A 26,404-nucleotide genomic window follows, 5' to 3' on the forward strand; every position below is an offset into this window, starting at 1 on the left:
GTCGAGGACGGGCCTGAGCTGAAACAGGCCCTCCCCCGACCCCTCCCGCAAGCGGGAGGGGAGACTACCCCTCGACCGCCGCCTTGTGCATACGGCCGTTCATCACATAGTGCGCGACGCCGGCCTGCATGCCCGCGGCCTGTTCGTCGCCGATTTCGCGCACGCGGCGCGCCGGCGAGCCCGCCCAGAGTTCGCGGCCGGGGATTTCCTTGTTCTCGGTGAGCAGCGCGCCCGCGGCGAGCATCGCGTCGCTGCCGATGCGGCAGCCGTTCATCACCGTCGCCTTCAGCCCCACGAACGCCCGGTCGGCGAGCGTGCAGCCGTGGACCATTGCGAGATGGCCGATCAGCACATCCTCGCCGATGATCGTCGGAAAGCCGTCGGGGCGGTGCGGCATCGGGCCGTCGCAATGGACGACGCTGCCGTCCTGGATGTTCGATCGTGCGCCGACGACGATGTGGCTGACGTCGGCGCGCAGCACGCAATTATACCAGATGCTGACGTCGGGCCCGATCGTCACGTCGCCGATGATGCGGCAGCCGGGAGCGATGAAGGCGCTGGGGTCGATTTGCGGCGTCTTGCCGTTCACGGTGATGATGCTGATGTCGGTTCGGGTCATTCGTCTTCTTCTTCCGCCTGGCGGCCGCCGATGACATGTTTCCACAAGAGGATCGGCAAGGTCGAGGCATAATCGTCGGTCCAGCGCGAAAAGCCGGGCCGGGCCTCCAGCGGCACCCAGGCGCCGTCGTCATAGCCCCTTTCGTGCGGGACCAGCCCGTCGGTGAGTTCCTTCATGCGCGCGCCGGTCGCCGTCAGCGCGACCCAGTTCGACCCCGTGAGCGCATTGGTCACGTCGGTCGCGCCGCCAGGATCGGAACGCAGCGCCGCGCTCCAGCCGCGCGCCTTCGCTTCGGCGGCCAGCACCGGTTCGAGGTCGAAGAAGCGGTTTGAGATGTGGATGAGCAAAATCCCGTCGGGCTTCAGCGCCCGTGCATAGACGCCGATCGCCTCCGCGGTCAGCAGGTGCAGCGGGATGGCGTCGGACGAAAAGGCGTCGATGACCAGGATATCGAACCGGCCGGCGGGCTGCTTTGCGATCTGCAGCCGCGCATCGCCGAGAACGATCGGCGTGTCGCCGGCGCAGTCGGAGAGGAAAGTGAATTTCCGAGGGTCGCGCGCGATGTCGACCATCACCGGGTCGATCTCGAAGATCGTCCAGTCCTGACCCGGCTCGCGGTAGCAGGCGAGCGTGCCCGCCCCGAGGCCGACGATGCCGATTGCCGCATGGGGGCCGGCAAGGTCGGCCGCCCGGTCGAGGGTCAACCCGACCCCCGACTGATGGCCGTAGTAGGTCGTCGGTTGACGCCGTTGGCCGGGATCGGTGCGCTGCAGCCCGTGCAGCGTCGTGCCGTGCGCGAGGCGCCGTTCTTGGCGATAGGGGTCGTCGGTGACGGTATAGACGCCGAAATAGCTGCGCACGCGATCGCCGGTGAAGCTTTCCTGGATCGTGCTCCAGCCGCCGACGCCGAGCATCATCGCGGCGAGGGTCGCGACATAGGCCCAGCGCCAGCCGGTGACGAGCAGGCCGACGACGAGGATGGTGCCCGCCCAGAACAGCGCCATGCCCTCGAGCCAGCCGTTCCAGTCGGCCGCCATGGCAAAGGCGGCATAGACGGCGACAAGCGCCAGCAGCGCGGCGGCGAGGCGGCCGGGGCGGGGGGCCAGGCCCAGCCATTTGTCCCACGGCAGCAGCGCGGGCAGCGGAAGCAGCAGCCCCGCGGCGAGCACCAGGATCGGATGTTCGTAGACCCAGTCGAAGACGAGCGGGGCGAACAGCGCGGCGAACAGCCCGCCGAGCACGCCGCCCGCCGACATGATCAGGTAGAAGAGCGTCAGGTGCCGCGGCGCCGGACGGAGGTGATAAAGATAGCCGTGGAGCGCGACCGCGACCACGAACAGCATTGCAAGGCCGGTGATCGCGATGATCATCGTGCCGCCGCCGCTGCTGAGCAGTGCCAGCCCGCCCGCGGCGAGCAGCACCGGCGGCGCGATGAAGGTGAAGAGCTGCACCAGCCGGTCGGCGGTCGAAAAGGCGATCACGAAGCTGAGCAGGTAGAGCCCGAGCGGCAGCACCCAGAGCAGGGGCATGGCGACGATGTCGGTGGTGAGATGCGTCGTCGTCGACAGCATCAGCCCCGAGGGCACCGCCGCGATCAGCAGCCAGTGGAGCTGGCGGCGCAGCGTCGGGCGTGGTTCGTCGGCGGGCGCATCGGTGGGGCGCATCGCGGCGGCGCCATGCCAGCGCGCGGCGGCGGTTGCGGCGACGAGCGCGACGAGCAGGGCATAGCTCGCGGTCCAGCCCCAGCTTTGCGCGGCAAGCGGCAGCGCCGGTTCGACGAGCGCGGGATAGGAGATGAGCCCCGCGAAACTGCCGAGGTTCGAGGCGGCGTAGAGATAATAGGGATCGCCGGCGCCGCGGTCGGCGGCGAACCAGCGCTGCATCAGCGGCGCCTGTGCCGCGACGACGAAGAAAACGGGGCCAATCGAGGCGGTGAGCAGCAGCGGCACCCACAGCGCCTCCTGCCCCGCCGCTGCGGACCCGATATTGGCGATGCCGATCGGCAGCCAGAACGCGGCGAGCAACAGCAAGGCGAGGTGGATCACCGCCTGGCGCCGCACCGCGAAGCGGCCGAGCCAATGCGCATAGGCATAGCCACCGAGCAGCAGCGCCTGATAGACGAGCATCGCGCTGTTCCACACCGCGGGCGCGCCGCCGAGCCGCGGCAGCACCATGCGCGCCACCATCGGCTGGACGAGGAAGAGCAGGAAGCTGCCGACCAGGATCGTCGCGACGAACAGGCCGCGGCGGGCGGTTCGGGTGCGGCGGTCGCCGCCGGATGCGTCAGCCATTCAGCAGCCTCGCCGCGTGGAGCGCATGATAGGTGAGGATGCCCGACGCCCCGGCGCGGCGGAAGGCGAGCAGGGTTTCGAGGACGAGCGCGTCGCGGTCGCCCGCGCCCGCCGCCGCCGCGGCCTCGATCATCGCATATTCGCCCGACACCTGATAGGCGAACACGGGCACCTCGAACGCCGCCTTCACGCGCGTCACGATGTCGAGATAGGGCAGGCCGGGCTTGACCATCACGCTGTCGGCGCCCTCGGCGAGGTCCTGTGCGACCTCGCGCAGCGCCTCTTCGGCATTGGCGGGGTCCATCTGATAGCTTTTCTTGTCGCTCTTGAGCAGCCCGCGCGAGCCCACCGCGTCGCGGAAGGGGCCATAGAAGGCCGAGGCATATTTGGCGGCATAGCTCATGATCTGGACATGGCCGAAACCCTCGCCCTCGAGCGCGCAGCGGATCGCGCCGATGCGGCCGTCCATCATGTCGCTGGGCGCGATGATGTCGGCGCCCGCGCGTGCCTGGTTGAGCGCCTGGCCGACGAGGACTTCGACGGTTTCGTCGTTGAGGACATAGCCGCCTTCGTCGATCAGCCCGTCCTGGCCGTGACTGGTATAGGGATCGAGCGCGACGTCGGTGAGCACGCCGATCGCATCACCATGCGCCGCCTTGATCGCGCGCACCGCGCGGCACATCAGATTGTCGGGGTTCAGCGCCTCGGTGCCGTCTTCGCTGCGCCGGTCGGCCTCGGTATAGGGAAAGAGCGCGATACAGGGGATGCCGGCGGCGATCGCGTCGGCCGCGCGCGCGACGATCAGGTCGACCGACCAGCGCGAGACGCCGGGCAGGCTGGCGATCGGTTCCTCGACACCCTCGCCCGCGCAGACGAACAACGGCCAGATGAGGTTGGCGGGGGTCAGATGATTTTCGCGCACCATGGCGCGGCTCCATGCGGTGCGGCGGGTGCGGCGCAGACGGAGGTCGGGAAAGGCAGCGTGAGTCATGGCGCGTGCATAGCGGCGCAGGGGCCAGGGGCAAATGGTTCTTCTATACCCCTCCCCTTCAGGGGAGGGGTTGGGGTGGGGTCCATCGGCCTTGCGCAAGACCGATGGACCCCACCCGCTGCGACTAACCAGCAAGCTGGCAAGTCTCGCTGCCCTCCCCTGAAGGGGAGGGCGTAAAGTGGTCACATCCCGCCGCCCGCGCGCTTCGAGGCGACGTCGGCGAGGCTGCCGAGCTTCGGCCCTTCCGCCTGCTTCGCCGCGACCGGGGTCAGCGCGGCGCCGGGGGCGACCGCGGTGAGCTGGCGGATGCGGGCGCGGAAGTCGGCGAGCGCCTTGCCCTCGAGCCGGGCGCGGGTGACGAAGCTGACCGAGGCGGGGTTCACCGCGACGCCGTTGCGATAGACCTCGAAATGAAGGTGCGGGCCGGTCGAGAGGCCGGTCGAGCCGATATAGCCGATGACCTGCCCGGCGCTGACACGCTGGCCAGGACGCACCGCGATGCGGCTCATATGGCCATAGCCGGTGCCCATGCCGCCGCCATGGGTCAGCTTGACGAAATTGCCGAAGCCGCCGTGGCGCCCCGCGATAGTGACGGTGCCGTCGGTCGCGGCAAAGATTGGCGCGCCATAGCCGCCGCCATAATCGACGCCGCTGTGCATGCGCTTGTAGCCGAGGATCGGGTGGCGGCGCATGCCGAAGCCCGAGGTCTGGCGGCCGTTCGACGGGCGGACCATGCCGCCGCGCGTCTCGCCCGCGCCTGATGCCTCGAACCATTGCAGGCGGCCGTCGACGGTCCATTCGATCATCGAGAGTTTCTGTTTTCCGCCACGGATCAGCCCGGCGTAGAGCAGCTTCCCGACCTCGGTCTCGCCGGTTTCGGCGCGGCGATAGTCGACGATGATGTCATATTCGTCGCCGGCGCGGACGTCGCTGGCGACCGAGATCTGCTTGCCGATGACGCGGAGGTAGGCCTGGATCGCCTCGGGCGGGGCGCCGGCGGCGCGCGCCGAGCGATAGAGGCTTTCGCCGACCCGGCCACGGATGCGCAGCGGCGTCGCGTCGACCGCGATCGGGATGCGGCGCATGACGAGCTGGCCGTTCATCCGCTCCATTTCGATGCGCAGGTCGAAGCGCGCGCGCATCGCGAGCGCATCGACCGGACGCGGCATGGTGCGCGCGGCGCGGCGGCCGAGGATCAGGTCGATGCGCGTCCCCGGCGCGATGTCGGCGAGCGGTACGGCGCTCGACACCTGTTTCGCCAGTGCGGCGGCATCGGCGCTGCCTACCCCTGAGCGTTCGAGCAGGCGCGCGAAGCTGTCGCCGCTGCCCAATGTGGCGGTGAGTTCGATCTGCGGCCGTTCGGGGGTCTGGGTCAGCGGGCGCACGGCGTCGGTCGCGGCCATGTGGCGGCCGGTGTCGCCGCCGAGCGCGAGCGGCACGATCATTTGTGCGCGCGCTTCGCCGAAATCGTCGGCGGCGAGCGCGGGGGTGCCGGCACGCAGCGGCTGAATGCCCGGAAAGGTCGAGATCGCCGCGGCGCAGAGCAGGGTCAGCGTCGCGAGGCCGCGCCACCAGGTGCGCGAGCCGATATCGTCGCCAAGGTCGGGAGCGAGGTCGAGGTTCGCGAGCCGGTCGCGCCAGCCTTCGTGCCATTTGAGTTCGGGAAGCGGGTCGACAAGACCTCTGCGGCCGAAGGGGATCGCCTGCGTCATCGACAGGGCGGCGGCGTTGCCGGTCATGCCCGCGATGGGTTCGTGACGCTGGAACAAGATGCAACCCCCGCTCGGATCGCCGCCCCTGCTCCCGCACGAGCGCCGCCGATGTTGTTTCCCACCGCACGTCTGTAAAGAAAGACCGTTAAAGTCAATTTAATGGGCGGGGGTGCGCGGACCCTTGCGGCGAGCCGTGGCGGAGGCGGGACATGGCGTGAAAGCGAAAGAAAATTGCGGTTCCGGGCCGCCGTCCGTCGATCCGCTGTTGCACCGCAGCGCGGGCCATGCCAGCTTGTTTCCCAAGAAAATGTCGTCCTTCTCTTCCAGCCCGGTCAAGGCCGTCCTTGGCCCCACCAACACCGGCAAAACCCATTTGGCGGTCGAACGGCTGACCGCCCATTCGAGCGGCATGATTGGCTTTCCGCTGCGCCTGCTGGCGCGCGAGGTTTACGACCGGGTGGTCGCGATCAAGGGCGAGAAACAGGTCGCGCTGGTGACCGGCGAAGAGCGGATCATGCCGCCCGACGCGCGTTACCTGCTCGGCACGATGGAGGCGCTGCCGCTGGACCGCGAGGTCGCCTTCGTCGGCATCGACGAGGCGCAGCTCGGCGCCGATCCCGAACGCGGCCATGTCTTCACCGACCGCATGCTGCGCGCGCGCGGGCGCGAAGAGACGATGATCCTCGGCTCGGCGAGCATCACGGGCCTGGTCCGCGACCTGGTGCCCGAGGCCGAGATCGTCACCCGGCCGCGTTTCTCGACGCTCAGCTATGCCGGGACGTGCAAGCTGTCGCGGCTGCCGAAACGCTCGGCGGTCGTCGCCTTCTCCGCCGAGGAGGTCTATGCGATCGCCGAGATGCTGCGCCGCTTCGCGGGCGGCGCCGCGGTGGTGATGGGGGCGCTGAGCCCGCGTACTCGCAACGCGCAGGTCGAAATGTTCCAGGCGGGCGAGGTCGACTATCTGGTCGCGACCGACGCGATCGGCATGGGGCTAAACCTTGATGTCCAGCACGTCGCCTTCGCAAGCTTGCAGAAATTCGATGGGCGGCGGCTGCGGCGGCTGACGATTTCGGAGATGGCGCAGATCGCCGGGCGCGCGGGACGGCATCAGCAGGACGGCAGCTTCGGCACCGTCGGCCTGCCGCAGGGCGGCTTCACCCCCGAGGAAATCCACGCGATCGAGGGGCATCATTTCCCGCCGCTGCAGAGCGTCTATTGGCGCAACCCCCTGCCCCGTTTCGGATCGCTCGACCAATTGCTCTCCGACCTCGGCCAGCCGCCCGCGCATGTGCGGCTGCGCGCGGCGCCCGAGGCGGTCGACCTCGCCGTGCTGAAGCATCTGGCGGGCGACATGGAGGTGCGCGCGCACGGCGGCGATTTCGACGCCGTCGGGCGCCTGTGGGACGCGTGCGGGCTGCCCGATTTCGAGCAGCTCGGCGCCGAGCATCACAGCCGCACCGTGCTGCGCCTCTGGCAATGGCGGACGAGCGGCGATGGGATGATCGACCCCGACTGGTTCGCGAAAAGGCTGGCGCGGCTCGACAGCACCGACGGCGACATCGACCAGCTCGCGAGCCGGATCGCGGCGGTGCGCACGCTCTGTTTCATCGCGCAGCGCGGCGACTGGATCGCCGACGCCGCGGGCTGGACCGCGCAGACGCAGGCACTGGAGGCGCGCCTGTCCGATGCGCTGCACGCGGCGCTGGCGCAGCGGTTCGTCGACCGCCGCCTCGCGCTGCTGATCCGCGATGCGGGGCAGCGGCACACCGCGCTGCCGGTCGCGGTCGGCGCCGACGGCACCGTCGCGGTCGACGGCGAGGCGATCGGGACGCTGAGGGGATTCCAGTTCAAGGTCGATGCCAAGGCACGCGCGAGCGACCATCGGCTGTTGCTCGCCGCGGCCGAGAAGCATCTCCGCGCCGAAATGGCCCGGCGCGCGACGGCGCTCGCCGAGGGCGAGGATGCGGCGCTGGCGCTGGTCAGCACGCCGGGCGAGGCGCCGCGCATCGCGTGGAACGGCGACGTCATCGCGACGCTCGCCAAGGGGCCGACGCTGGTCCAGCCCGCGATCCTGATCGAACCCGCGCTGCGCCGGCTCGAGGTGCCGCAGGTGCAGGCGATCGTCGAGCGGCTGCAGCGCTTCGTCGCGGCGCAGCTGGCGCGCCACGCCGCTCCGCTCGCCGCGATGGGCGAGGCGGCGGGCGACCTGTTCACCCCGCCGCGCGTGCGCGCCCTGCTTGCGGCGCTGGTCGACAGCGGCGGCTTCGTCGCGCGCGCCGAGGTCGACGACCAGCTGGTCGCGATGGCCCCCGACGAAAGGCCGCTGCTCCGCAGGATCGGGCTGACGATCGGTTCGCTCGACCTGTTCCATCCGCAGTTGCTCAAGCCCGAGGCGGTGCGCTGGCGTGCCGCGCTGCTCGCGGCGCAGCAGGGCGGACGCCTGCCCGCGCTGCCGCCGCACGGCGCGGTGTGGCAGAAGGACGGGCCGCCCGCCGGGCTGGGCATCGCGGGGTTCCGCCGCTGCGGCGAGGGCTGGCTGCGCATCGACATGGCCGAGCGGCTGGCGCGCCAGGCGCATGCCGCGAGGCTGCAGGCCGACGCCAGGCCGGCTGGCGCCGATCGCCGCGCGGCGACGAGCATGACGAGGATCATGGCGGGCACGAGGTGGCGGCGATGCCGCCGCTTGCGGGCTTCGCGATCGACCCCGCGCTCGCCACCTCGCTGGGGCTCGACAATGCCGCGCGGCGCGGGCTGCTCCAGGCGTTCGGCTTCCGCAGCGTCGGCGAACCCGAGCTCGACCGCTGGCGCTGGTCGGGGCATCGCGGCCGCGACAAGAAGCCCCGCCATAAACAGGCGCAGAAGCAGGACTACAAGCGGGGCGGGCGGGCGCATCAGGCGCGGCCCGGCACACCGGAGAAGACCGGCCAGCCCGTCGCCGCGCCCGGCAAGCCGCGCAAGGACAAGCGGCGCAAGGGCGCCAAGCCCGGTACCCCGCCGCCGCGGCAGGACCGGCCCGAGCGCGCGGCCCGGCGCGGGCCGTCGCCGCACAGCCCCTTCGCGGGCCTCGCCGCCATGCTGGCCGACGCGCGGAAGGACTGATGAGCAGTCCCGGTTCGGCAGGGAGCATCAGGCTCGACAAACTGCTCTGGTACCTGCGTTTCGCGCGCTCGCGCAGCATCGCGCAGGCGATGGTCGCGGCGGGGCATATCCGCGTCGCCGGGCGCCGCGTCACCCGCGCCTCCGCCGCCGTCCATGCCGGCGAGACATTGGTGCTGCCCGTCGGCGAGCGGATCGAGGTCATCCGCCTGCTGACGCTGCCACAGCGCCGCGGCCCCGCGCCCGAGGCACAGGCCTGTTACGTCCGGCTCGATCCCGTCGTGCCTGCCGCCAGCTGAGCTATCGGCGGCGCCAGAAAAGCTGTGCCGCGAAAGCGGCGCGCAGCGGCTATCCGGTGAGAGTGATTCGCAACAGTCGCTTAGCGTTGACGGGCCCGCGCCGTGCGGCTTAGAGGCGCTGGAAACGCATCTGACGGACGGCGAGCACGCCGCCTTCAAAGGGAGCCGATACCCATGACCTATGTCGTCACCGACGCCTGCATCCGCTGCAAATATATGGACTGCGTCGAGGTGTGCCCGGTCGACTGTTTCTATGAGGGCGAGAATATGCTCGTCATCAATCCGAACGAGTGCATCGATTGCGGCGTGTGCGAACCCGAATGCCCCGCCGAGGCGATCCTCCCCGACACCGAGAGCGGACTTGAGAAGTGGCTGGAGCTCAACAACAAGTTCAGCGCCGAATGGCCGAACATCACGGTCAAGAAGGAAACCCCCGCCGACGCCGACGATTTCAAGGGCGTCGAGGGCAAGTTCGAGACGCATTTCTCGCCCGAGCCCGGCGAAGGGGATTGATCAATCCCGCCTTCTCCCCTTCAGGGGAGAGGATAGCGAAGCTCGTTCCACGGGAACCAGCGCAGCTTGAAGAGGGCGCCGCCGCATCGCATCGACAGGCCCCTCTCCAACTCCGGCTAGCGAACAAGTTCGCTAGCCTCCCTATCTTCTCCCCTCAAGGGGAGAGGGCAATCGGCCCAAATCCCCCCTTGAAACCTTCCCGCGTGCCGCCGATGTAAGGCGGCGGAGGGGCTAGGCCCGCCGGATTCTCCGGCGCGGCATCCCGATAATGAAGGACGAATTTTCCATGATCGACCCGCTCGCCGCCCTTGTTCCCGTCGTCGTCGAGCAGACGAGCCGCGGCGAACGCAGCTTCGACATCTTCTCCCGCCTGCTGCGCGAACGGATCATCTTCGTCACCGGCGAGGTCGAGGACAATATGGCCTCGCTCATCACTGCCCAGCTCTTGTTCCTCGAATCGGAAAATCCGAAGAAGGACATCTTCATGTACATCAATTCGCCGGGCGGCGTGGTCACCGCGGGTATGGCGATTCACGACACGATGCAATATATCCGCCCGCGTGTCGGCACCGTGTGCATCGGCCAGGCGGCGTCGATGGGCAGCTTCCTGCTCGCCGCCGGCGAGCCGGGGATGCGCGTCGCGCTGACCAACGCGCGCGTCATGGTGCATCAGCCGTCGGGCGGCGCCCGCGGCATGGCGTCGGACATCGAGATTCAGGCGAAGGAAATCCTGCGCATCCGCAAGCGGATGAACGACCTCTATGTCAAATATACCGGCAAGTCGCTGAAAGAGATCGAAAAGGCAATGGACCGCGACACCTTCCTCGAGGCCGACGAAGCCAAGGAATTCGGCATCGTCGACCATGTCTACGACCGCCGCCCAGGCGCTCCCGGCGACGATGCGCCCAAGGAAGTGAGCGAGGGTCCGACGCCCTGATCCAGCACAGGTGGACGGGCGGCAAGGACACGGTAACCGCGTTTCTTGACACCCCGTTCGCCGCCTGCCGCTAGCCGGGACATTGTATCCATGTCACCCAATTGCCATATTGTAATCGGGGTGACGGCGGCTAGGATGATCGGCGGCGTCTCCAGCGGGGGCGGCGCCAGCATGGGCCCGGCGGCGATTCGCCCGGCCCCAAAAGGAATTTTATGACCAAGCTCTCTGGCTCCGACAGCAAGAGCACCCTCTATTGCTCCTTCTGCGGCAAATCGCAGCACGAAGTGCGCAAGCTGATCGCCGGGCCAACCGTCTTCATCTGCGACGAATGCGTCGAACTGTGCAACGACATCATCCGCGAGGAGATCAAGGGCGGGGTCGCCGCGCGCAAGGATGGCGCGGTGCCGACGCCGCTCGAAATCTGCCAGCACCTCGACAATTATGTCATAGGCCAGAATACCGCCAAGCGCGTGCTGTCGGTCGCGGTGCACAACCATTACAAGCGCCTCGCCAATTCGGGCCGCGGCGACGATGTCGAACTGGCGAAGTCGAACATCCTGCTCGTCGGCCCGACCGGCAGCGGCAAGACCCTGCTCGCGCAGACGCTCGCGCGCTTCCTCGACGTGCCCTTCACCATGGCCGACGCAACGACGCTGACCGAGGCCGGCTACGTCGGCGAGGATGTCGAGAACATCATCCTCAAGCTGCTGCAGTCGTCCGACTATAATGTCGAGAAGGCGCAGCGCGGCATCGTCTATATCGACGAGATCGACAAGATCAGCCGCAAGGCCGAGAATCCGTCGATCACCCGCGACGTGTCGGGCGAGGGCGTGCAGCAGGCTTTGCTCAAGCTGATGGAAGGCACGACCGCGTCGGTGCCGCCGCAGGGCGGGCGCAAGCACCCGCAGCAGGAATTCCTGCAGGTCGATACGACGAACATATTGTTCATCGCGGGCGGCGCGTTCAGCGGGCTCGAAAAGATCATCGGCGATCGCCTCCAGGGCAAGTCGATCGGTTTCGGCGCGCATGTCGCCGAGCCCCGACGAACGCCGCCAGGGCGAGGTGCTGAAGCAGATCGAGCCCGAGGATTTGCTGAAATTCGGCCTGATCCCCGAATTCGTCGGCCGCCTGCCCGTCATCGCGACGCTCGAGGATCTCGACGTCGATGCGCTGGTCAAGATATTGGGCGAGCCCAAGAATGCGCTGATCAAGCAGTATCGCAAGCTGTTCGACCTGGAGGAGGTGACGCTCACCTTCACCGACGATGCGCTGATCGCGGTCGCCAAGAAGGCGATCGAACGCAAGACCGGCGCGCGCGGGCTGCGCTCGATCGTCGAGGCGATCCTGCTCGACACGATGTTCGACCTGCCCGACCTGACCGACGTGGTCGAGATCGTCGTCGACAAGGATGTCGTCGAGGGCCGCAAGGACCCCGTGCGCGTCTATGCCGACAAGGCGAAGGAAGCCGGCGACGCCGCCTGAGTCGCGGGGCGACACCCGAAAATGCGCCGAAGCGATGTTGCATTGCAGCAACAGTCGGGAGGAAAAACGTCATCGCGCCTGTGGATAAATCCGCGGGCGCGACGCAAATTCGCGCTTTTTTGATATTTTCATGATCCGGGCGCGGCGCCCCGCTTGCACTGTCACAATTGCTGTCACAATCGTGCCACATGCGGGCTTCAGGGGCGCTCGCAGGTCTGGCGCGCCCCATGTCGCGCGCCTGCCGACTGCACCACCAAGGGGACATCCTGATCATGAAATTCCGTCATACGCTTGCCGCCAGCGTCGCGCTGATTCCGGTCGCGCTGCTTACCACTCCGGCCTTTGCCCAGTCGACCGGCTCGGTGGACTTCGACGACGAGATCGTCGTCACCGGTACCGCCGCGACCGATGTCGCCGGCATCCAGTCGCCCGACACGTCGAAGGCGAAGTCGGTCCTGGGTCAGGAAGTCATCGAGCGCCAGAACCCGGGCCAGACCATTCTCGACACGATCAACCTGATCCCGGGCGTCGTCTTCACCAACAACGACGCCTATGGTTCGTCGGGCGGCCAGCTGACCATCCGCGGCTTCTCGGCCGACCGCATCAGCCTGACCTTCGACGGCGTGCCGCTCAATGACTCGGGCAACTATGCCATTTATTCGAACCAGCAACTCGACCCCGAACTGATCGAGCAGGTCAACGTCAACCTCGGCTCGACCGACGTCGACAGCCCGACCGCAGCCGCGACCGGTTCGACCGTCAACTATCGCACGATGGTTCCGACCGAGGAATTTGGCGTCAAGCTGTCAGGCTCGGCGGGCGAATATAAATTCTTCCGCATCTTTGGCCTCGTCAACACCGGCGAATTCACTCCGTGGGGCACGCGCGCCTTTTTCTCGGCTTCGACCGCGTCGAACGACAATCCGTTCAACAATTATGGCCGCATCCGCAAGAAGCAGTTCAACGGCCGCATCTGGCAGCCGATCGGCGACAATGGCGACTTCGTGTCGGTGTCGGGCCACTACAACGAGAATCGCAACAATTTCTTCGGTTCGCTGCCGCTGCGCCTCGATCCGAATCGCGTTGTTGGCGCGGGCTCGGGCAACCGCTTCCCGATCACCAGCGACGAACGCGAATATAACATCAATTTCCCCTGCACGGTCGCCGAAGCGCGTCCAGGCGTCGCCGACACGACCACCAGCTGCGGCACCGAATTCGACCGCCGCTACAACCCGTCGAATACCGGCAACATCCGCGGTTCGTCGAAGTTCACGCTGACCGAAGGCGTCGTCCTGACCGTCGATCCCAGCTATCAATATGTGAAGGCCAATGGCGGCGGCACGGTCACGGGCATCGAGGGTCTGCGCAATGTCGGCGGGACCAACATCCCCGGCTTCATCAGCGGCAGCTATTATTTCGGCGTCGATCTGAACGGCGATGGTGATACGCTGGATCGCGTGACGCTGATGGCGCCCAGCCAGACACAGACGCACCGCTATGGCGTCATTTCCAACCTGCGCTGGGACATCAACGACGAACACACGATCCGTATCGGCTTCACATATGACCGCGCGCGGCACCGCCAGACCGGCGAAGTCGGCAAGCTGCAATACAACGGCGAGCCGTTCGATGTCTTCCCGGTCAACGATCCGCTGGTCGATTCGACCGGTACGATCGTCCAGAAGCGCGACCGCCTGTCCTATGCGATCCTGACCCAACTCTCGGGCGAATATCGCGGCGAATTCGCCGATGGCCGCCTGATCACGACGCTCGGCATCCGCGCCCCGTGGTTCAAGCGCGACCTGAACAATTATTGCTTCACCACCAGCGATTCGGGCTTCGTCGATTGCTTCGGCCAGAATGCGGCGCTCAACGCGGTCTATGCGGCGGCCAACCCGACCAACTCGGACGGTTCGGTGCGTCAGGGTCCGCAGCAGCGCGTGCTGAAATATGACGACATCCTGCCGAACATCGGCCTGCTGTTCAAACCGACGAACCAGATTTCGGTCTTCGCCAACTATTCGAAGGGTCTGCAGGTTCCGGGTACCGACGCGCTGTACAATGCGTTCTTCTTCGCGCCGACCACGGCTTCGGCCCGTCCGAACCCCGAAACGTCGGACAACTTCGACCTCGGCGCTCGTTACCGGACGAGCAAGGTTCAGGCGCAGCTTTCGGGCTGGTTCACCAAATATAACGACCGTCTGGCTTCGGCCTATGATCCGGTGACCGAACGTAACGTCTATCGCAACCTCGGCCGTGTCGACAAATATGGCATCGACGGCAGCATCGCCTATCAGCCGATCCCGAACCTCGCGCTCTATGCCTTCGGTTCGTGGATGAAGTCGGAAATCAAGGACGATGTCCAGTCGGGCGTCGACGGCGCCGGCAATCCGGTCTTCATCGCGACCAAGGGCAAGCGCGAGGCAGGGGCTCCGGCCTATACCTTCGGCGGCTCGGCTCGTGGGACGCTGGGCCCGGTCGAGCTGGGTGTCACCGCCAAGCGCACCGGCGGCCGCTATATCTACGACACCAACACGCCAATCATGGCAGGCGGTGTCGTAGTTTACCCGGCCAAGACCAACGCCTATTGGCTGGTCAATCTCGACGCCCGCGTAAACTTGGAATTCTTGGGTCTGAACGACAAGACCTACTTCCAGCTCAACGTCTACAACCTGTTCGACGATCTCTATGTCGGCAGCTTCACCTCTTCGCTGACGCAGGGCACCTCGTCGCCGCCGTTCGCCCAGATCGGCGCGCCGCGCACGGTCAGTGGCACGCTGTCGGTCGCTTTCTAAGCAAAGCGGCGCGATCGAAATCGGGCGCGGGAGGCAACTCCCGCGCCCTTTTTCTTGCCCGATGAAGAGAAACAGGAGTCGGCCGATGCGCCGCGTCGTCGCGGTGTTCAGCCCGCGGCGATACGCCGCGCGGTGTCCTGGACCAGCGCGATCATGTTGGGCACGCCCTGGGTGCGGTTCGACGAGAGCTGGCGCGTCAGGTCGAAGGGGGCGAGGGCGGCGGCGACGTCCATCGCTGCGACCTCGGCGGCGGGCTTGTCCTGCACGGCGGCGAGGACCAGCGCGACGATGCCCTTGGTGATCGCGGCGTTGCTGTCGGCGAGGAAATGGAGGTGGCCGTTTTCGCGCGGGACCGGGTAGACCCAGACGCTGGCGCTGCAGCCGCGGACGAGCGTGGCGTCGGTCTTGAGCGCGCCGGGCATCGGGTCGAGCGTGCGGCCGAGGTCGATCAGCAGGCGATAGCGATCGTCGCCGTCGAGAAAATCATATTCTTCGAAGATGTCGTCGAGGCTGCGCATGGCGGGGCCAGTGGCAGATTTGGCAGGCGGTGGGAAGAGGGGGCCTTGCCGTCGCCCCGCGCAGGCGGGGGCCGTAATCGGCGCCAGCCAGCTTGGCGGCTCAACGCCGCCGGCGGCCCCCGCCTGCGCGGGGGCGACGGGCGATCAAAGATCCACCCCCGCTGCGATCGCTTCCAGTTTGCGCAGCCGTTCCTTGAGGTCGGCGATCTCGATGCGCGATCCGGCGTGGGGAACGCTGGCGTCCTGCGTGACCGCGACCTGGCCCGCGGCGAGTTCCTCGCGCTTGAGCTGGATCCAGTCGCGCCAGCCGCGCAGCGCGACGAGGCTGACGATGGCGAGGGCGGTCAGCGCAACCGCGGCGGAGGTCATATCGGGGGTGATGAAGGCCATGAGCTTCGCTCCTTGAAAGGCGTTCAGATCTTGCTGCGGTCGCGCAGCTTTTCGATTTCCTCGTCGAGCTGGACCGCGCGGTTGTTGTCGGTGGCGATGCGTTCGAGCACCTGGATGCGCTCCTTGAGGGCGCGGATTTCGGCCTGCAGCGCCCGGGTCTCGGCATCGTCCTTCACAGCGCCGGCGAAATATTCATTGCCCTTGTTGTCGCGCCGGATGCCGTGCTTGGCGCGGATGATGCTGCCGATCGTCACGATCAGGACGATACCGATGACCATTTCAAACGGGTTCATGGGGGGATCCTTTCGACTATCTTTTAGTTGAGCGGCGCGTCGCGCAGCTTTTCGATCTCGTCGGCGACATCGATGCCCTTGTCGGTCACGATGCGTTCGAGGACGCGCACGCGCTGTTCGAGCCGTTCGGTGTGCGCCGCATATTGGGCCGCCTTTTCGGCGGTCTCGCTGCTGATCGCCTTGAGCTGCTTTTCCTTGAACTTCAGATGGCGCTCATAGGCCGCAAAACCGATGCCCATGATGATCGGCAGGCCGACCACGATGAAGACGATGATGATGGCGTTCATGACCCTGTCCCTTTCAGTTCGCCGGGCGCCGCAGCGCCTCGATCTCCGCCGCGACGCGGTGGCTCTCGTCGGTGACGATGCGTTCGACCACCGCGAGCCGGTCCTTGACCGAGCCGAGCTCGGCGCGCAGCTGGGCATTTTCCTGGGCGAGCAGCTTGATGCGCTCCATCGCCTCGTCGCCGGTCTTCGGATAGACCGCCTTGCCCCAGCTGTTTTCGAGCGGATAGCCGTTCTTGACGCGGAGCCAGGTGGTGAAGACCCAGCCGCCGACCCCGGCCAGGCCGATGATCGCGGCGACGGGGGCTATGGCGTTCAGGACATCGAGATTCATTATCTTGCTCCTCTCAGCGCAGGCGGTCGATCTGGTCGGCGAGTTGCGCCGCCTGGCCGTTGGTCTCGGTCGCGATACGTTCGAGCACCGCAATCCGCTCTTCCAGCTAGGCCGATCTGACCCGCGAGCTTGGCATTGTCGCCTTCGAGCAGCTTGATTTTTCGATCAGCGTCGGGGTCGCTTCGATCAACCGTGCCGCCCCATTCATTCTCGATCGGATAGCCATGCTTGGCGCGCACCCAGGTGGTGAACATCCAGCCGACGGTCATCACGGCGATGATGGCGATGACGAAGCTCGTGCCGCCGAAATTCATCTGTCTTCTCCCTGTTGCGTCTCAAGCCGTGCTTAGCGCAAGCTGTCGATCTCGTCGGCGAGCCGACGGTTGTGGCTGGTGTAGTAGAGCTCGATGTCGGCGAGCCGCACGGTCGATGTCGCGGAAGCGCGAGCGGATGTCGCGGGTCGATGCGGTCGGGTTCGAGCGCACGCCTTGCCAGAATTTCGCTTCCTCGTTCGAGCCATAGAGAGCGAAGGGCTTCGGCGTGGCCATCCAGGCAACCATCCAGTAAGCGATCAGGGTCCAGGGGAAACCGCCCATCAGGGTGAGCAGGACGGCTCCGACGCGGACCCAGATGACGTCGATCCCGCTATAGTCGGCGATCCCCGAACACACACCGCTCCATTTGGCGTTCTGCTTGTCGAGGTAGAATTTCGTGCGGCTGGCAGACATCTCAGTTCCTCCTGGTGATGTTTTCGAGCTGCGCCAGTTCTTCATCGCTGCGAACCGCCGGGCGGAAATCGGGATGGTCGGCGCTGATGATGCGTTCGACGGTGTGGAGCCGGTTTTCGAGCCGACGGGCGGTGTCGTAGAGTTCGTCGAGCAGCTGCTCATCCTCTCCGGTCAGCGTCTTGGCCTGTTTCCACTTGGTGACATAGTGGAGGATCAGCCAGGGCAGACCGAGGAAGAGCGTGCCGATGACGATCGGTACAATGATCACTTCTTCCATCGGTCCGGCTCCTTATTTCTTGCCCTGCGCGGCCTTCAGCGCGGCGAGCTCGTCGGCGACCCTGTCGGCGGCCTGCAGGTCGGCGAATTCCTCGTCGAGCGACTTCTTGTAGCCCAGGCCCGCGGCTTCGGCGCGGCCTTCGGCCTCGTCGACGCGGCGTTCGAGGATCTCGAAGCGCGAGAAGGCGTCCTCGACGCGGTCGCCGCCGGTCATTTCGCGCAGCTTGTAGCGGTTCTCGGCGCTTTCGAGGCGGGTCGAGATGTTCGACTGCCGGGCGCGGGCTTCGCTGAGCTTCTTCTGCAGCTTGGCGATGTCGTTCTCATAGCCCTTGAGCGCGTCGTCGAGCACCGAAATCTCGGCCTTCAGCTTTTCGGCCATGTCGCCGGCCTTCTGCTTTTCGACCAGCGCGGCGGTGGCGAGATCTTCGCGGTCCTTCGACAGCGCGAGTTCGGCCTTTTCCTTCCAGCTGTCCTGCAGCCCTTCGAGCTTGGCGATGTGGCGGCGCATTTCCTTCTGGTCCGCGATGGTGCGGGCGGCGGAGGCGCGGACTTCGACCAGGGTCTCGTTCATCTCGAAGATGATCTGGCGGATCATCTTTTCGGGATCTTCCGCCCGGTCGAGCAGGTCGGTGACGTTGGCGGCTATGATGTCGCGGGTGCGTGAAAAGATACCCATGTGACTAAACTCCTGATCGAAACTTGAGCGTTGGATAAATGCTGGTGCCGGGGCAGGGGCAAGGGGGGAGAGTGCCCCGGCACCAGTGCCGGTCAAGCCATGCGGCCGACCGCCGGGGTGGCTGCAGCGGCCGCCAGCGCCATCCCGCCCGGGGAAGCGGCGATGTCGAAGGCGACTTTGGGCTGGTCGATCACGCCGACAAGGATCGCGAGAGCGCCGGCCGCGCTGAGCGCGAGGGTGGCGGCTTGTGCAAACATCGTCTTCATGATCGTCGTCCCTTTTTCGCTGCACCGGTGCGTCGTGCGCCGGTTCGTCGAAAACACTGCAGGGAGCGTGCCAATTTCCGCGAAAGGCCGAAAACCGCCCAACTTCACACTGAAATCGCAAGTTTCGCCGATTTGACTTGCCAATCAGCGGGAAAATTTGCCAATCGTTGGGAATGGAGCGCGCAACGCAGTTCATCGGCCAGTCGGCGGCCTTTCAGGATGCGGTCGAACGCGCGAGCCAGGCGGCGTCACTCGACCGGCCGGTGCTGGTGATCGGCGAGCGCGGGACGGGCAAGGAGCTGATCGCCGAGCGCCTCCACCGCCTGTCGGCGCGCTGGGACAAGCCCTATGTGATCATGAACTGCGCCGCGATGCCCGAGACATTGATCGAATCGGAGCTGTTCGGGCATGAGGCCGGCGCCTTCACCGGCGCGACGCGCACGCGAGCCGGGCGCTTCGAGGAGGCCGACGGCGGCACGCTCTTCCTCGACGAGCTTGCCACCATGTCGATGGGCGCACAGGAACGGCTGCTGCGCGCGGTCGAATATGGCGAGGTGACGCGCGTCGGATCGTCGCGCCCGGTCCGCGTCGACGTGCGCATCGTCGCGGCGACCAACGAACATCTGCCCGCGCTGGTCGAGGAGAACCGCTTCCGCGCCGACCTGCTCGACCGGCTGTCGTTCGAGGTCATCACCCTGCCCCCGCTGCGCGCGCGCGAGGGCGACATCGAGGTGCTCGCCGAATATTTCGGGACGCGCATGGCGGCGGTGCTCGGCTGGGACGAATGGCCGGGCTTCGGCCCGCGCGCGCTCGCGGCGATGGAGGGCCACGACTGGCCGGGCAATGTCCGCGAGCTGCGCAACGTCATCGAACGCGCCATCTATCGCTGGGCCGACCCGGCGAAGCCGGTCGATGCGCTGACCTTCGACCCTTTCGCGAGCCCTTGGCAGCCGGCTGTCGCGCAAGACGGCGGGGAAGGCCGAAACGCCGGCGCCCGCGCCGGAGGCGGCCCCCGTCCCCGCATCGCCGCCGTCGGGGACGGTGAGCGACCTGCGCGCGGCGGTCGATTCCTATGAGAAGCAGATCCTGTCCGACACGATGGCGCGATGCCGCTTCAACCAGAAGATCGCGGCCGAGGCGCTGGGGCTGAGTTACGACCAGATTCGCCATGCGCTGAAGAAGCATGGGTTGAATTAGGGACCGTCGCCCCCGCGAAGGGCGACCTCCTGTCGGAGGAAAGCCTATTCCCCCGGCAACTGCCGCTACCAGCGCCTCGATCACCGCATCCTGCGCCGACACCGTTTCGGCAAGGCGATCGCGCAGCGCATAGATGTCGGGCAGGCCGTCGATCGCCTCGTCGATGCTGCGTTCGACATAGAGGCGGTCGATGTCGGCAAGCGCGGCGGTCAGCGGCGCCCGCGCGGCGACGAGGCGCGAGATGCCTTGCTGCGCCACCACCCACCGCTCGCTGGCGACCGGCGCGCCCGCAGCGGCGTTGACGAGGCCGACCGCGGTGTCGCGTTCGGCGGCGAAGGCCGCCTGTCCGGCGGTGCCGTCCGATTCCCAGCGCGCGAGGCGGCCCGCGAGATCGGCGGGAAGCGGGCCGGGGGGCGGCACGACAACGGCAGCGGCGGCGCGACGTTGAGGCGCCCTTCGACCGGGCGCTTGGCGAGCGATGGAGCCGCCTGGCCCTGCGCCGCGGCGCAGGCCGAAAGCGGCAGCAGGGCGGCGATGGCCGGAAGAAGAAAGGCGGTGCGCGTCATGGCCGCCCCTGATATGGGCGGTAGCAGCCAGCGGCAAGCACCGAATCGGAGCGCGGCGGAGGAATCGGCCGCAGGCCGGAAAAAGCCGCAAAAGCACGGAAATATGCGGTTGACAGCTTGCCCCCCACTCGCTAGTGGCGCTGACTTTCCCGCATGCCGGAAAAATCGCCTGCTTCGGCGGGTGACTGGCAGCGCGGGTGTTTTAGTTTCTGATTGGATGGAAGACCATGTTCGCAATCGTGCGCACGGGCGGCAAGCAGTATCGCGTCGCCGCCGGAGACAAGATCGCCGTCGAGAAGATCGAAGGCGAAGCTGGCGACACCGTGTCGCTGGGCGACATCCTGCTGGCCGGCGACGGCGGCGAGGTGAAGGACGCCAAGGGCCTCACCGTGTCGGCCGAGATCATCGCCCAGACGCGCGGCGAAAAGGTCATCGTGTTCAAGAAGCGCCGCCGGCGACAACTACCGCCGCCGCAACGGGCACCGCCAGTCGCTGACGCTGCTGCGCATCCTGTCGGTCGGCGAAGCCAAGAAGGCCGCGCCGAAGAAGGAAGCCGCGCCGAAGGCCGAAGCCGCTCCGGCTGTCGAAGCTGCTGCGCCCGCCGCCGAAAAGAAGGCTGCTGCGCCGAAGAAGGCGGCCGCCCCCAAGGCCGAAACCGCCGCCGAAAAGAAGCCCGCTGCCAAGAAGGCGGCCCCCAAGAAGGACGCCTGAGCGCGCTTGCACGCAGCTCGGCACCCGAACGAAACAAGGAGTTAGGTCATGGCACATAAGAAAGCAGGCGGTTCGTCGCGTAACGGTCGCGATTCGGTCGGCCGTCGCCTTGGCGTGAAGAAGTTCGGCGGTCAGGAAGTGATCGGCGGCAACATCATCGTGCGCCAGCGCGGTACCAAGGTGTACCCGGGCGTCAACGTCGGCATGGGCAAGGACCACACGCTGTTCGCGACCGCGGACGGCCGCGTGCGATTCCACGACGGCAAGCTCGGCCGCAAATATGTGTCGGTCGACATGATGGCCGAAGCCGCCGAATAAGGACGATCGCCGACGGGTCGTCCAAGGGATGACCCGGAGCCGTCCTTTCCGCGAAAGCGGGAACAAGGTTCGAAAAGAGGGAGACGGGTCACCCCCGGTCTCCCTTTTTCTTGCCCGGTTTCCGCGACATGGCGGACGGGCGCGAAAATGGGGCCGATCATCTCCCTCGCCATCGACTGTCGTCAAAGCGTCACCATCTGGCGCCACGGCGACAGGCAATTGGGAGTGACAAGAATGTTTGCGCGTACCGAAAGATTATTGCTGCGGCCCGGCTGGATCGAAGATGCCCCCGCGCTGGCGAAGGCGATCGGCGAGGAGAGCGTGGTCCGCAACCTCGCCACCGCGCCCTGGCCCTATCGCGAGGAGCAGGCGATGGAATTCCTCGCCAAGCCGATCAACCCGGCCGAACCGCGCTTCCTGATCTTCAGCCGCACCGGCGCCGCGCCGCGGCTCGTCGGCGGCTGCGGCATTTCGCCGAGCCCGGATGGTGCGCCCGAAATGGGTTACTGGATCGCCCGCCCCTATTGGGGGCTGGGCTTCGCGACCGAGGCGGGGCGCCAGTTGCTGCGCATCGCGCGCGCGATGCAGTTGCCGAAGCTCTCGGCGGGGCATTTCCTCGACAATCCCGCGTCGGGCGCGGTGCTGCGCAAGCTGGGTTTCCGGCCGACCGGGCGTATCACGCAGCGCTACAGCCTCGCGCGCGGCGGCGCGGCCGATTGCGCGCTGTTCGAGGAAGGGGACGGCGACGATGGCGCCGTCACCCCGATGCGCGGCCGCATCGGGGTGGACGAGGATTTCCGCCAGGAACTGCGATTACTGGCGGCGTGAATTTCTCCCCTCCCTGAAAGGGAGGGGTGCGAAGACTTGGCAGCTTGCTGCCTTAGTCGGAGCGGGGGCGGGTATGAGGGAAAGAGCAAAGGCTCGCTACGCTCGCACCCACCCCTCGCCCCTCCCTTTCAGGGAGGGGAATCTCTACCCCCTGAGCTTGCCCGCCATGCCGATGATGTCGTCGAGCGGATTGCCGTCGCCGTCGAGGTCGAGCAGGCTGCCGAGGCCGCCCAGGCCGCCCGAAGTGCCGCTGGTCTGACCGCCGCCGAGCACGCTGCCCAGAATGCCGCCGAGCCCGCCCGAGGATCCGCCGCCGCCGAGCGCGCCGCCGATCAGGTCGCCGAGGCCGCCGCCTCCCTGCGACTGGCCGCCCTGCTTCGCCATATAGCCCGCGACGAGCATCGCGAGGATCGGCAGCATCTGCTTGAGCGTGCCGACGTCGATGCCGGTCTTTGCCGCCGCGTCGCCCGCGACGGTGCGGCTGACGTCCTTCGACCCGAAAATCTGGCCGAGCACGTCGTTGCCCTGTTCGACCGGGGTCGGCTGCGGACCGAGCACCGCGTCGAGCAGCCCGCCGCCGCCGAGCTGGCCGAGCAGACCGCCGAGTCCCTCGACCCCGCCGCTTCCCTGCGCCTGTTTCTTGAAACCGCCGAGGATCGCGGGAAGCAGCGCCTCGGCGCCCTGCTTGGCGAGCGCGGGGGGGACGCCCAGTTGTTGCGCCATCGATTCGATGCCGCCGGCCTGCACGAGAATGTCGCTCAAATTCATAGACTTATGCTCCCACTACGGCGATGGAACGAAACGCGCCGATGCTGATTCTTATAGCAGCGCGCGGGCAGGGGACGAGCCGTTCATTCGGCTGTCATTTCCTCATGTCCATGCCTATTCTGCCGCCGTGCGACTCCATCCCCGGAGTCCGCGCCGCCGCAATTTGTGGGAGCAATATCATGGGTATTTTCAGTTCGATCAAAGACGCGATCTTCGGCAAGAAAGCGGAGGCCGCCGTGCCCGCTCCCGCCGCCCCCGTCGCGACGGAAGCCGCTCCGGCCGCGCCCGCCGCGCCGGTGGCGATCAGCGAGGTCGACGTCGAGGCGATCCTTTCCGCCCAGGCGGCGAACGCCGGGCAGGAACTCAACTGGCGCACCTCGATCGTCGATCTGATGAAGCTGGTGGGCATCGACCCGAGCCTTTCCAACCGCAAGGAGCTGGCGACCGAGCTCGGCTATACCGGTGCGCTCGACGGCAGCGCCGAGATGAACATCTGGCTGCACAAGGCGGTGATGCGTGAACTGGCGGCGAACGGCGGCACCGTCCCCGCCGACCTGACCGACTGACAAACCTGCCATAATTTTCGACGGGGGTCGGGCGAGCCAAGGCTTTCCCGGCCCCTTTTCGTTGACCCGTGCGCGCTGCCGCCTAGACAGGTTTCACAAGAAACAAGGTCGCCAAGGGAGCCCGTCCGTGCATCATCCGCTTTCCACCCCCGTCAGCCGCCGCCAGACGCTCGCCGCGCTCGGTGCCGGGACCGCGAGCCTCACCTTCGCTGGCGCGACGGCGGCCGAAACCATCGTGACGGGGCCGCGCGTGTCGGCGCCGGAAGAGCTGCTGACCTCGGTCGCCGACAATCTGCTGGCCCATTCGCCCGAGGGGGCGACCTCGCTCGGCATCGATACCGGCGAGCGCGCGGGCGAACGCGCGAAGCTCGGCGACCGGTCGGCGGCGGGGGTGACGGCGCTCGCCGACACGCTGAAGGCCGATCTCGCGCGCGTCCGGGCGTTCGACAAGAGCGGCCTCGACCATGCGACGCGGACCAGCCTGGCGGTGGTCGAGAGCGCGTACAGCGTCGCGCTCGACGGTTTCGCCTTGCCCTATGGCGACGTCGCGGTCGGCGGCTGGCGCAACACACCCTATGTCGTGATCCAGAATGTCGGCGCCTATCTCGACATCCCCAAATTCCTCGACAGCGACCATCCGGTGAAGAATGCCGCCGACGCCGAAGCCTATCTCGCGCGACTGAACGCCTTTCCCGGCGTGCTCGACGGCGAGACCGAGCGGCTGAAGGCGGCGGGCGGACAGGGGCTGATCGCCCCCGCCTTCCTGATCGACAAGGCGGTCCAGCAGATGGAGGCGAGCCTGACCGATGCGAAGGCTGGCGGCTCCATGGTCGACAGCCTCGCCACGCGCGCGCGCGATGCCGGGATCGCGGGCGACTGGGCGGCACGCGCGCAGGCGATCGTGACAGGACCGGTCGCCGCGGCGCTCGACCGCCAGCTTGCCGAGATGAAGGCGCAGCGTCCCAAAGCGACGATGGATGCGGGGATGTGGGCGCGGCCGGGCGGCGACCAATGGTATGCTTGGGGGCTGCGCGCCAGCACGACGACGCGCATGACCCCCGACGAGGTCCATGCGATGGGCCGCGAGGAACTCGCCGCGCTGCACGGGCAGATGGACCCGATCCTGCGCAAGATCGGTTACACCGAGGGATCGGTCGGCGACCGGATGAATGCGCTCGCCAAAGACCCCAAATATAAATTCCCCGACAACGACCAGGGCCGTGCCGAGATCGTCGCCTATATCCAGAGCTGGCTCGGCAAGATCCGCGCCGAGCTGCCGCGCGCCTTCCGCACGCTGGTGAAGGGCAATGTCGAGGTGAAGCGGCTGCCGCTGGCCGAGGAGCCCGGCGCGCCCGCGGCCTATGGCGGCGCGGGGTCGATCGACGGATCGACGCCGGGGCGGATGTGGATCAATTTGCGCACGACCGAGCTGCACAGCAAATATTCGCTGCCCGACCTCGCGATGCACGAGGCGATTCCGGGGCACGCCTGGCAGGGCGAATATGCCAACGCGATGCCGCTGATCCGCACGATGCTGGCGTTCAACGCTTATTCGGAAGGGTGGGCCTTGTACGCGGAGCAGCTTGCCGACGAGCTTGGCCTCTACGACGATTTCGAGGTCGGGCGGCTGGGTTACCTCCAGTCGCTGGCGTTCCGCGCCTGCCGCCTCGTCGTCGACACCGGGCTGCACGCGAAACGCTGGACGCGCGAGCAGGGGGTCGAATTCTTCGTCAGGGAAAACGGCTCGAACCCGCTCGAGGTCGCGAGCGAGGTCGACCGTTATTGCAGCTGGGCGGGGCAGGCGTGCGGGTACAAGGTCGGGCACAGCGAGATCGTCCGCCAGCGCGGGCTGGCGCAGAAGGCGCTGGGCGCGCAATACGACCTGCGCGATTTCAACGATGTCGTGGTGAAGGGCGGCAACGTCCCGCTCGACGTGCTGGCGCAGAATGTCGCGGAATATGTGGCGGGGGTGAAGGGGTAAAGCTGACCCTAGCGAAAGCCGGGGAAGCAATCCAGGGCGGCTTACGCTCGCTCTGGATTGCCGCGTCGCCGTCGGCTCCTCGCAATGACGAGCGAAGAAAAGATTTTCTTATTTCTTCCCGAACAGCGACCCCGCGAGGCCGCCGAGGTCGTTGAGCGGGTTGCCGTCGCCGTCGCGGTCGAGCGCGCCGAGGATGCCCGAGCCGCCGTCCTGCTGGAGCATCGTCGCGAAGCGGCCGAGCGAACCTTCGCCGCCGATATGGCCGATAATCTCCTGCAGCTTTTCGAGCGGCAGCCCGGTCGCGGCGGCCGCGCCCTCGGCGGTGTCGCCCTCCATCGTGTGATGCCTGGCGAGCGAGCCGATCGCCGATTCGACATGCTCGGGCGACAGGCCGACCTTGGCGGCGAGGTTCGTCACCGTATCGTTGCCCGAAATCTGGCCGAGAATATTGTCCAAGATGCTCATGGCTGCGCTCCTTCGCTGCAAGTCGGGGCCGAGGCTATCACGTCGGCGGCAGCGGCGCGAGGTCCGGCGAGACAAATCCGCGCCGCGCCCGCACCGAAAAAAGCAGGTCGCGGCTGTAGAAGCGCAGCGGCCAGTCGCGGCGGCCCATCGGGGCGAGCAGCAGCGCGTTGACGCGCGCGGTCAGGCCGGTCTCCGCCGTTTCCGCAAGGAACAGCCGGACGCCCGCGACATAGGCGCGGGTGATGCTGTCGTGGTAGCCCTGCGTGTCGTCGTTGACGCCGCCGACGCTCGCGTTGAAGCGGCGGATCAGTCCGGCGATCTCGGCATCGACGTCGATATCGGGGCGCTCGGTCAGCAGCCAGAGGCAGGCGGCGAGATGCGCCTCGTGCGTCCACGCCTCGCGCGGCAGCGCGCAGGCGAGCAACCCCTCGCCGAGCGCGCGTACGTCTTCGTCGCGGGCGAACAGGCGCGGGCTATATTCGGTGGTCATTGGTCCGGTCCTTC

At 67.1% G+C, this 26,404-nt stretch carries 23 protein-coding genes and 6 pseudogenes; 12 read left to right on the forward strand and 17 right to left on the reverse strand.

Features of this window, described 5'->3' with window-relative positions:
• Positions 1–64: 64 nt before the first annotated feature.
• From N0A20_RS18705 to N0A20_RS18720, 4 genes are all read right to left on the reverse strand, one after another.
• A complete protein-coding gene (locus tag N0A20_RS18705) occupies positions 65–619 on the reverse strand; it encodes a gamma carbonic anhydrase family protein (RefSeq protein WP_260581784.1) in 555 nt (184 codons plus the stop codon).
• Positions 616–2,910, reverse strand: a complete 2,295-nt coding sequence (locus N0A20_RS18710; RefSeq protein ID WP_260581785.1) for a fused MFS/spermidine synthase — start codon at positions 2,908–2,910, stop codon at positions 616–618. The genes N0A20_RS18705 and N0A20_RS18710 overlap by 4 nt, the downstream gene beginning before the upstream one ends.
• A complete protein-coding gene (gene hemB / locus N0A20_RS18715; protein WP_260581786.1) occupies positions 2,903–3,901 on the reverse strand; it encodes a porphobilinogen synthase in 999 nt (332 codons plus the stop codon). Before hemB ends, N0A20_RS18710 begins: the two co-directional genes overlap by 8 nt.
• A 182-nt stretch (positions 3,902–4,083) precedes the next feature.
• Positions 4,084–5,640, reverse strand: coding sequence for a M23 family metallopeptidase (locus tag N0A20_RS18720; protein WP_260583956.1), 1,557 nt, complete (start codon positions 5,638–5,640; stop codon positions 4,084–4,086).
• A gap of 280 nt (positions 5,641–5,920) precedes the next feature.
• On the opposite strand from N0A20_RS18720, the pseudogene N0A20_RS20870 reads away from it, so the two are divergent.
• The 6 genes and pseudogenes from N0A20_RS20870 to N0A20_RS18750 all read left to right on the forward strand — a co-directional run.
• Positions 5,921–6,661 (forward strand): annotated as a pseudogene (locus N0A20_RS20870) (helicase-related protein); the annotation flags it as partial.
• Between the two features lie 2,140 nt (positions 6,662–8,801).
• A complete protein-coding gene (locus tag N0A20_RS18730; protein ID WP_312846657.1) occupies positions 8,802–9,008 on the forward strand; it encodes an RNA-binding S4 domain-containing protein in 207 nt (68 codons plus the stop codon).
• A gap of 174 nt (positions 9,009–9,182) precedes the next feature.
• The gene (gene fdxA / locus N0A20_RS18735) at positions 9,183–9,521 is read left to right on the forward strand and encodes a ferredoxin FdxA (RefSeq protein WP_260581787.1); all 339 of its coding nucleotides are present in this window, start codon (positions 9,183–9,185) and stop codon (positions 9,519–9,521) included.
• 286 nt (positions 9,522–9,807) lie between these two features.
• Positions 9,808–10,458: an ATP-dependent Clp protease proteolytic subunit gene (locus N0A20_RS18740; RefSeq protein WP_312846573.1), complete on the forward strand. Its 651-nt coding sequence runs from the start codon at positions 9,808–9,810 to the stop codon at positions 10,456–10,458.
• A 212-nt stretch (positions 10,459–10,670) separates the two neighbouring features.
• Positions 10,671–11,940, forward strand: a pseudogene (gene clpX, locus N0A20_RS18745) (ATP-dependent Clp protease ATP-binding subunit ClpX).
• Positions 11,941–12,212: 272 nt separating this feature from the next.
• A complete protein-coding gene (locus N0A20_RS18750; protein WP_260581789.1) occupies positions 12,213–14,735 on the forward strand; it encodes a TonB-dependent receptor in 2,523 nt (840 codons plus the stop codon).
• Between the two features lie 107 nt (positions 14,736–14,842).
• Here the strand turns inward: N0A20_RS18750 and N0A20_RS18755 are convergent, their stop codons facing one another.
• From N0A20_RS18755 to N0A20_RS18800, 10 genes and pseudogenes are all read right to left on the reverse strand, one after another.
• A complete protein-coding gene (locus N0A20_RS18755) occupies positions 14,843–15,253 on the reverse strand; it encodes a SufE family protein (RefSeq protein ID WP_260581790.1) in 411 nt (136 codons plus the stop codon).
• A gap of 144 nt (positions 15,254–15,397) precedes the next feature.
• Positions 15,398–15,643: a hypothetical protein gene (locus tag N0A20_RS18760; RefSeq protein WP_260581791.1), complete on the reverse strand. Its 246-nt coding sequence runs from the start codon at positions 15,641–15,643 to the stop codon at positions 15,398–15,400.
• Between the two features lie 23 nt (positions 15,644–15,666).
• Entirely contained in the window at positions 15,667–15,936 is a 270-nt protein-coding gene (locus tag N0A20_RS18765; protein ID WP_260581792.1) for a hypothetical protein, read from the reverse strand.
• Positions 15,937–15,959: 23 nt separating this feature from the next.
• Entirely contained in the window at positions 15,960–16,223 is a 264-nt protein-coding gene (locus N0A20_RS18770) for a hypothetical protein (protein WP_260581793.1), read from the reverse strand.
• Between the two features lie 13 nt (positions 16,224–16,236).
• Positions 16,237–16,554 carry a hypothetical protein gene (locus N0A20_RS18775; RefSeq protein WP_260581794.1) on the reverse strand — a complete coding sequence of 106 codons (318 nt, stop codon included), beginning with the start codon at positions 16,552–16,554 and terminating at the stop codon, positions 16,237–16,239.
• Between the two features lie 13 nt (positions 16,555–16,567).
• Positions 16,568–16,868, reverse strand: a pseudogene (locus N0A20_RS18780) (hypothetical protein).
• Positions 16,869–16,900: 32 nt separating this feature from the next.
• A pseudogene (pspC, locus tag N0A20_RS18785) lies at positions 16,901–17,282 on the reverse strand (envelope stress response membrane protein PspC).
• A 1-nt stretch (position 17,283) separates the two neighbouring features.
• A complete protein-coding gene (gene pspB, locus N0A20_RS18790) occupies positions 17,284–17,559 on the reverse strand; it encodes an envelope stress response membrane protein PspB (protein ID WP_260581795.1) in 276 nt (91 codons plus the stop codon).
• A 12-nt stretch (positions 17,560–17,571) separates the two neighbouring features.
• Positions 17,572–18,234: a phage shock protein PspA gene (pspA, locus tag N0A20_RS18795; RefSeq protein ID WP_260581796.1), complete on the reverse strand. Its 663-nt coding sequence runs from the start codon at positions 18,232–18,234 to the stop codon at positions 17,572–17,574.
• Between the two features lie 92 nt (positions 18,235–18,326).
• Positions 18,327–18,500 (reverse strand): hypothetical protein, encoded by a 174-nt coding sequence (locus N0A20_RS18800; protein WP_260581797.1) that lies wholly within the window; start codon positions 18,498–18,500, stop codon positions 18,327–18,329.
• A 173-nt stretch (positions 18,501–18,673) separates the two neighbouring features.
• On the opposite strand from N0A20_RS18800, the pseudogene pspF reads away from it, so the two are divergent.
• The 4 genes and pseudogenes from pspF (at position 18,674) to N0A20_RS18820 (ending at position 22,120) form a co-directional block, all read left to right on the forward strand.
• Positions 18,674–19,697 (forward strand): annotated as a pseudogene (gene pspF, locus N0A20_RS18805) (phage shock protein operon transcriptional activator).
• Positions 19,698–20,490: 793 nt separating this feature from the next.
• A pseudogene (rplU, locus tag N0A20_RS18810) lies at positions 20,491–20,854 on the forward strand (50S ribosomal protein L21); the annotation flags it as partial.
• Between the two features lie 168 nt (positions 20,855–21,022).
• Entirely contained in the window at positions 21,023–21,292 is a 270-nt protein-coding gene (gene rpmA / locus N0A20_RS18815; RefSeq protein ID WP_260581798.1) for a 50S ribosomal protein L27, read from the forward strand.
• A gap of 234 nt (positions 21,293–21,526) precedes the next feature.
• Positions 21,527–22,120 (forward strand): GNAT family N-acetyltransferase, encoded by a 594-nt coding sequence (locus tag N0A20_RS18820; protein WP_260581799.1) that lies wholly within the window; start codon positions 21,527–21,529, stop codon positions 22,118–22,120.
• 144 nt (positions 22,121–22,264) lie between these two features.
• Here N0A20_RS18820 and N0A20_RS18825 read toward each other — a convergent pair whose 3' ends face one another.
• Entirely contained in the window at positions 22,265–22,888 is a 624-nt protein-coding gene (locus N0A20_RS18825) for a DUF937 domain-containing protein (protein ID WP_260581800.1), read from the reverse strand.
• Positions 22,889–23,067: 179 nt separating this feature from the next.
• On the opposite strand from N0A20_RS18825, the gene N0A20_RS18830 reads away from it, so the two are divergent.
• Together N0A20_RS18830 and N0A20_RS18835 are read left to right on the forward strand one after the other, a co-directional pair.
• Positions 23,068–23,454: a DUF3597 domain-containing protein gene (locus N0A20_RS18830; RefSeq protein ID WP_260581801.1), complete on the forward strand. Its 387-nt coding sequence runs from the start codon at positions 23,068–23,070 to the stop codon at positions 23,452–23,454.
• Between the two features lie 127 nt (positions 23,455–23,581).
• Entirely contained in the window at positions 23,582–25,435 is a 1,854-nt protein-coding gene (locus N0A20_RS18835) for a DUF885 domain-containing protein (RefSeq protein WP_260581802.1), read from the forward strand.
• Between the two features lie 108 nt (positions 25,436–25,543).
• On the opposite strand, the gene N0A20_RS18840 is transcribed toward N0A20_RS18835, so the two are convergent.
• Positions 25,544–25,900 (reverse strand): hypothetical protein, encoded by a 357-nt coding sequence (locus tag N0A20_RS18840; RefSeq protein WP_260581803.1) that lies wholly within the window; start codon positions 25,898–25,900, stop codon positions 25,544–25,546.
• Positions 25,901–25,937: 37 nt separating this feature from the next.
• The gene (locus N0A20_RS18845) at positions 25,938–26,390 is read right to left on the reverse strand and encodes a hypothetical protein (protein ID WP_260581804.1); all 453 of its coding nucleotides are present in this window, start codon (positions 26,388–26,390) and stop codon (positions 25,938–25,940) included.
• Positions 26,391–26,404 lie beyond the last annotated feature (14 nt).

This window comes from Sphingopyxis sp. PET50 (assembly GCF_025244705.1).
Taxonomy (GTDB): domain Bacteria; phylum Pseudomonadota; class Alphaproteobacteria; order Sphingomonadales; family Sphingomonadaceae; genus Sphingopyxis.